Consider the following 6,173-nt stretch of genomic DNA (forward strand, 5'->3'; position numbering starts at 1 on the left):
ATGAAAGTACTAGTAATTGGCAGCAAGGATAGGTATATGAAATATTTACCTAATTTACCTATTATCCATGAAGTTGAAATGATTTTTTGCCCTAGGGGTTCCGATGATGATACTATATTAGAAATTGCATCTGATGTAGACGCAATAGCCGTGGACCCAATCTCTATCCTATCAGCAAAAGTAATATCCAATATGCCTAATTTAAAAATCATTCAATCTGAGGGAGTTGGATTTAACCTTATCGATTTAGAAGCTGCAAAGAATAAAGGTGTCTTTGTATGTAACTGCAAAGGGGCTAATGCATCAGCTGTGGCAGAACAGACCATTCTTCTTATGCTAGCAGTTCTTAGAGATATGGTTGTTAATGATGGAGAAGAAAGAAAAGGTCATCAAATGCAAGTAAAGGAAAAAATGATGTATGAAGGAATAGTCGAATTAGGTGATTGCAAAGTAGGACTTATTGGATTTGGTGATATAGCTAAGGCTACCGCTAAACGTTTAATCCCTTTTGATTGCGAGATATATTACTATTCAAGAACAAGAAAAAGTAAAGACATAGAGGAAACTTATAATGCAAAGTACATGTCTTTAGATGAACTTATATCATCTTGTGATATAGTTAGTATTCATTGCCCAGCAACGGCTTTTACCAAAGAAATGGTAAATGAAGAATTTCTAAAAAAAATGAAACCTTCTGCATACCTGATTAATACTGCCCGTGGTGAAGTTGTAGATAATAAGGCACTTGCAAAAGCTTTAATGTTAGAGGAAATCAAAGGTGCCGGTCTAGATACAGTAGCACCAGAACCTACCACAAAAGATAACATACTATTGAATCTACCGGAAGAACATGCCAATAAGATTATTTTTTCTCCCCATATTGGTGGAATTACTTCTAGTTATTTTAAAAGAGCTCATAAAAGAAATTGGATTAATATCAATAAAGCAATTAATGGAGAGAGACCAGATAATATTGTAAATGATCTATAATAGGAGGATTAATATGATAGCACAAAAGTACAAGAAAATGTTAGAAGGTAAATCAGTTATTAGAGAATTTTTTGATTTTGCGGGTAAAAGAGGAGCAGAAATTGGTTACGAAAATGTTTTTGATTACAGTTTAGGGAATCCATCGGTTAAGGTTCCAGAAAAATTTACAGAAGTTGTGAAGGATTTATTAGATAATAAATCTCAGCAAGAACTACACGGATATAGCCCTTCTCTAGGAATAATATCTGTTAGAACGGCTATAGCTGAATCTTTAAACAATCGTTTCAACATGGATTATGAAACTAAGCATATATTTATGACCAGTGGCGCAGCAGGCGCATTGGCACATGCTATCCGCTGTGTGACAGTGGAAAATGATGAAATTATTGCATTTGCTCCATATTTTCCTGAGTATTTTCCTTATGTGGAGTTAATGGGAGCTACTTTGAAAATAGTTCCACCTAAAACAGATGATTTTCAAATTGACTTTGCAGCTTTTGAGAATTTACTGAATCCAAATGTGCAGGCTATTATTATTAACACACCAAATAACCCTTCAGGTAGTATTTATACTGAAGATACGCTTATTAAGTTAACAAGTATTTTGAGAAAAAAAGAAGAAGAATATGGTCATGAAATTTTTATTATATCTGACGACCCATATCGTGAAATTATATTCGATAATAATAATATGCCATATATATCTAAATACTATAATAACACTATTTCTTGTTACTCTTTTTCTAAGTCATTGTCATTACCAGGAGAGCGAATTGGGTATTTAGCAGTGAATCCTAAAGCTAAGGGAAGTGAATATTTAGTTGCTATGTGCGGTCAGATTTCAAGAGCAATAGGTCATAACTGTCCACCGTCAATTATCCAATTAGCAGTAGCTGAAGTATTAGAAATGACCTCCGATATGTCCGTATATGAAACAAATATGAACATATTATACAATAAGTTAATTGAATTAGGCTTCCAATGTGTTAAACCTAGTGGAACTTTTTATATATTCCCCAAAGCTTTAGAAGAAGATGCTAATGCCTTCTGCAGAAAAGCCTTAAAATATGATCTTATATTAGTTCCTGGAGATAGTTTTGGGTGTCCTGGATACTTTAGAATGGCTTTTTGCATTGATACTGAGAAAGTAAAACGTTCTTTGGCAGCTCTAGATAAGTTTGTTAATAATGAATATAGAAAATAGTTTTTTTGAATAAAAAACAATCAACTTATAACAAATTAACCCCAAGGATATCAGTAGAGCCTTGGGGTTTAATTATAATTTTTAAGTATCAATTCTTATTAATTTTCGTATACCCTTATTACGGTAAACCAAGTCTTCCCTATCAGAAAATCCAAGTTTGTCCCAATATGATTCTTTCTCCATCTTCTGCGACAAAACAAGTCTTTGGATTACGCTTTATGTATTTTTCAATTCCATCTTTAGAATCATCCATATTATTTAACCCCATACCAGGGGTACTGGTCCATAAATGGTAAACTGCTTCATAGTCATCAATTACCATATTGCGTATTTTCAAATTCACACCTCCCTATACCTTATCCATCTCTTGGTCAAGAGTTAAAATCGTCTTTAAAAGTACGTTCCCTACTTTCTCAACATCATCAAAATTCACTTTTTCTTCTGGACAATGGCTTTTTCCATCAATACTCGGAATAAAAATCATTCCCGTTTTCGTTATTCCTGCAATTTGAGTTGCGTCGTGTCCTGCCATACTTGGGAGTTTTATATAATTTTCATTGGAAGCTTCAATAGATCTAATCAAAGTACTTTGTATGTACTCATCCATTGGAACAGGGTCATCAGATTCTATACATTGTCTCAATATTTTTACTCCTCTTTTTTCTTCTATTACTTTGATACTTTTACTTAAATTTTGTACTATATCATTTGTAATATTATTATTTTGAGTTCTAATCTCCAAAATCAATTCAGTTTTACCAGGTACTACATTTGTAGCATTAGGAAATACTTCAATATGTCCAATGGTTCCTACAACCTCATCATTATTAGTATCTTTAATATTTTTTTCAAAAGCTAAACAAAATTCAGATGCTGCTAACAATGCATCGTGTCTGTGCTTCATCATAGTAGTACCAGCATGATTTGCTTCACCAATTATAGTGATACTTTCCCTGTATATTCCTGTTATATTTGTTACAATTCCCAATGATATTTTTTGGTCATACAATTTTCTACCTTGCTCTATGTGGCATTCAATAAAAGCTCCTATATCTTTTGAAGTTACTTGTGCTTTTTCTATATCATTTATTGACCCACCGAATTTTTCCAGAATATCTGCTAACCTATCTCCATTTTCATCACTTACAACATTTATAAGTTCTTCTTTTTTTATATTCCCACTTGCAGCTCTACTACCTATTGTTGACGATATAAAAGGGTTAGGCTCTTCAGATGAAAATGCAACAAATCCTATTGGGTGTTTCAGTTTTATGTTATTTTCTTTTATAGTTTGTACTATTTCAGCACCTACTAAAACTCCAAGCGCTCCATCATAAGCTCCACCGCTTGGCACAGTATCAATATGAGAACCTAATATTATAGCTGGTAGATTTTCTGACCCTGGTAATTTAACCCATAAATTTGCACAAGCATCAATTGAGGTATTTAATTTTAACTGCTCCTTCCATAAATTTATAAGATATTTTCTTCCTTCAAAATCTGCTTGTGATCCAAAAGAACGATCAATACCACCATTACAGTTAATACCAATTTTAGATAAATTGCTTAAGTTATTTATTAATCGCTCCTTATTAATTGTAATATTTGCTTTTTTGTTTTGTACTATGTTTTTATCCATTTAATCAGCTCCCATCTTAATATATTTATTCTACAATGATTTATTGTAGCTGTAAATTAAATGTTATTTTACTGTAAAAAAGTATGCTGGTAGAATTTTAACATATAAAACTTTGACAAATTGCTATTACTATCCAAAAAATCTTCTGGACATTTGTTCTAAAAATTCTTTAGTATGCTCTTCTGCACATCTTCTAGCCTCTTCTTTATTATGATTTCGAATTTGATTAGCCATTTCTTCAAGAGAATATTTAAACCAATTAACATCTTCAATAATATATTTTATATATTGCAAGAAACGGGCTGTTTTAATATTCATCTCTTCTAGAGTCTCTATTAGAATTGGATTACCAGAGGCTTCTCCTACAATCCTATGAAATCTTTGATCATCTTTAATACATTCTTTATAGTCATCCACTATATTGTAGTGGTCATAATGATCAATTATTTCAAACAACTCTGCTATTTGTTCTGAAGTAGCTCTTACTGCAGCAAGTTCAGCTGCTAAGCCTTCTAAGTTTTTTTTCACTTCATAAGCATGCTTTAAAGATTGTAAATCTACTTTAGTTACAAAGGTACCCACTCGTGGCTTAAAATCTAACAATCCCTTTTGAGCTAACTTTAATATAGCTTCTCTAATAGGCGTTCTACTTACACCAAATTCTTCAACTAATTTTTTTCACTTATGGCGTCGCCAGGTTTGTACTCCATATCAATAATACGGCGTTCAAGTTCCTTATATATACTGATATTTACAGGTATTTTAAAATTATCATTTGTTTTTGAATTATCAATCATTTTCAAATTATCATTCCTCATTTTCTTTAAGTCGATAAAGTAAATTATACCTCAAATAAACTCTTGTTTCAATTATATTAAATTCACGAATTTTAACTATTCTTATAATTATTATTCTAATAAAGAAAAATAGAGCCCTGCAAATCTACAAGGCTTTATCAACAATCTATAACTATTATATTAATAGCCACCACTTTTTATCTAATCCAATTTTTCCTCATTCTAGCCCATTTTTTATCTCTGTGAGCTTTAATAACTTCTATATCTTCTTCCTTTAAATGTTTAAATCTACTTTGAGCCTTTAAGTAATTTTCAACAGAAGCAAACTCTTTAGGGTTTCTGTTTAATGTAAATTCACCATTTTCGTATTCAGCTAAATACCATAATCCGCTATCAACAGCTTGCTTTGCTAAATCAATTGTAAGATTTGCTTCGTAACCCCATCCAGTTGGACACGGTGCAAATACGTATATATAAAGTTCCTTTTGTTTCTTTTGCCTTTTGTACTTTTCTCATAAAATCTTCTAAATATCCTACACTAGCTAAAGAATCAATATTGCTATTATAAATCAAGGGATTTCCATTATTATCTTACTTTAATTATTATGAATAATAATTTCTTAAATCACCGCTATACCACCAGCTACACCAGCATAAGTTATGGAAAAACCCATAAATGGAGTTCACTTAGTGAACTCCATTTTGATGTGCTATAAACAAAAACATTTTTAAAATTTGCAACTCAATAAAGTTTGCAAAGCCTTATGTTTGAGATTGTTAATTTTAAAATGTTAACAGGATTTTTCGTTTTTGATTCTATCCTGTATAGACCTTTTATTAATTAACAAACCTGTTACAATTAATAATAATCCTAATAAACCCAATATATCTCCCCCAAATGATCCAGTTTTAGGTAAAGGTGTACTTTCAGTTTCAGTATCTTTTACTAGTTCCCCAACAGTTTCATCTGGTAATTCTAAATCTATAACTACATCTAATGTGTCATTAGTTAGATTTACAATTAAGCTTCCATCATTATTTTTGATTACCCCTGGTGTAGAATTTTCAACTACTTCAATCGCAATTGTTTTTATTGCAACACCATCTTTACCCATAATAAATAAAGTGTGTTGTCCCATCTCTACATCTTCAAAAACTAATAATCCTTCACTATTCGAAACACTTTTCTTAGGAGTTGAGTGTAATTCACACTCTATATTTTCCAAAACTTTATTGTTTTTATCTTTTAATATTATTGAAATATCTACTAATTTATCTATCTCTACTGGATCATCAATTACAAATTCTGCTGATACATTTATATTACCCTTTATACTTGAATCAGTTCTTGAAGTAGTTGTAACTCCATCACTCCATTTCACAAATTTATAACCTGTATTTGGAACTGCTGTTACTGTAGTCCCAGCGGTGTTATAATCCACTGATTGAGATAAAGTTCCAGTTATTGTACCATTATCCCCTACAGTATAAGTTAATGTAAATGTATCTATTGCAAATTCTGCTGTTACATTTATATTACTTG

At 31.3% G+C, this 6,173-nt stretch carries 7 protein-coding genes; 2 read left to right on the plus strand and 5 right to left on the minus strand.

Going from position 1 to position 6,173, the window contains the following annotated elements; all coding sequences use genetic code 11:
- Entirely contained in the window at positions 1 to 990 is a 990-nt protein-coding gene (locus ACVHXK_RS08160; protein WP_461205885.1) for a 2-hydroxyacid dehydrogenase, read from the plus strand.
- A gap of 13 nt (positions 991 to 1,003) precedes the next feature.
- Positions 1,004 to 2,194, plus strand: a complete 1,191-nt coding sequence (locus tag ACVHXK_RS08165; protein WP_461205886.1) for a pyridoxal phosphate-dependent aminotransferase — start codon at positions 1,004 to 1,006, stop codon at positions 2,192 to 2,194.
- A gap of 142 nt (positions 2,195 to 2,336) precedes the next feature.
- Here ACVHXK_RS08165 and ACVHXK_RS08170 read toward each other — a convergent pair whose 3' ends face one another.
- The 5 genes from ACVHXK_RS08170 to ACVHXK_RS08190 form a co-directional block, all read right to left on the minus strand.
- Positions 2,337 to 2,531 carry a hypothetical protein gene (locus ACVHXK_RS08170; RefSeq protein ID WP_461205887.1) on the minus strand — a complete coding sequence of 65 codons (195 nt, stop codon included), beginning with the start codon at positions 2,529 to 2,531 and terminating at the stop codon, positions 2,337 to 2,339.
- Positions 2,532 to 2,543: 12 nt separating this feature from the next.
- Complete coding sequence (locus tag ACVHXK_RS08175; protein ID WP_461205888.1) at positions 2,544 to 3,833, minus strand: allantoate amidohydrolase; 1,290 nt, start codon at positions 3,831 to 3,833, stop codon at positions 2,544 to 2,546.
- A 129-nt stretch (positions 3,834 to 3,962) separates the two neighbouring features.
- Positions 3,963 to 4,436, minus strand: coding sequence for a GntR family transcriptional regulator (locus tag ACVHXK_RS08180; protein ID WP_461205889.1), 474 nt, complete (start codon positions 4,434 to 4,436; stop codon positions 3,963 to 3,965).
- A gap of 65 nt (positions 4,437 to 4,501) precedes the next feature.
- Positions 4,502 to 4,630 carry a hypothetical protein gene (locus ACVHXK_RS08185; protein ID WP_461205890.1) on the minus strand — a complete coding sequence of 43 codons (129 nt, stop codon included), beginning with the start codon at positions 4,628 to 4,630 and terminating at the stop codon, positions 4,502 to 4,504.
- 791 nt (positions 4,631 to 5,421) lie between these two features.
- On the minus strand, positions 5,422 to 6,173 hold a 752-nt coding region (locus ACVHXK_RS08190; protein WP_461205891.1), incomplete at its 5' end, for an InlB B-repeat-containing protein.

This window comes from Clostridium sp. DL1XJH146 (assembly GCF_054819755.1).

Bases quoted from the DNA above. Each gene is read 5' to 3' on its own strand.
- ACVHXK_RS08160 (WP_461205885.1), top strand. From the start codon at position 1: ATGAAAGTACTAGTAATTGGCAGCAAGGATAGGTATATGAAATATTTA.
- ACVHXK_RS08165 (WP_461205886.1), top strand. From the start codon at position 1,004: ATGATAGCACAAAAGTACAAGAAAATGTTAGAAGGTAAATCAGTTATT.
- ACVHXK_RS08175 (WP_461205888.1), bottom strand. From the start codon at position 3,833: ATGGATAAAAACATAGTACAAAACAAAAAAGCAAATATTACAATTAAT.
- ACVHXK_RS08185 (WP_461205890.1), bottom strand. From the start codon at position 4,630: ATGATTGATAATTCAAAAACAAATGATAATTTTAAAATACCTGTAAAT.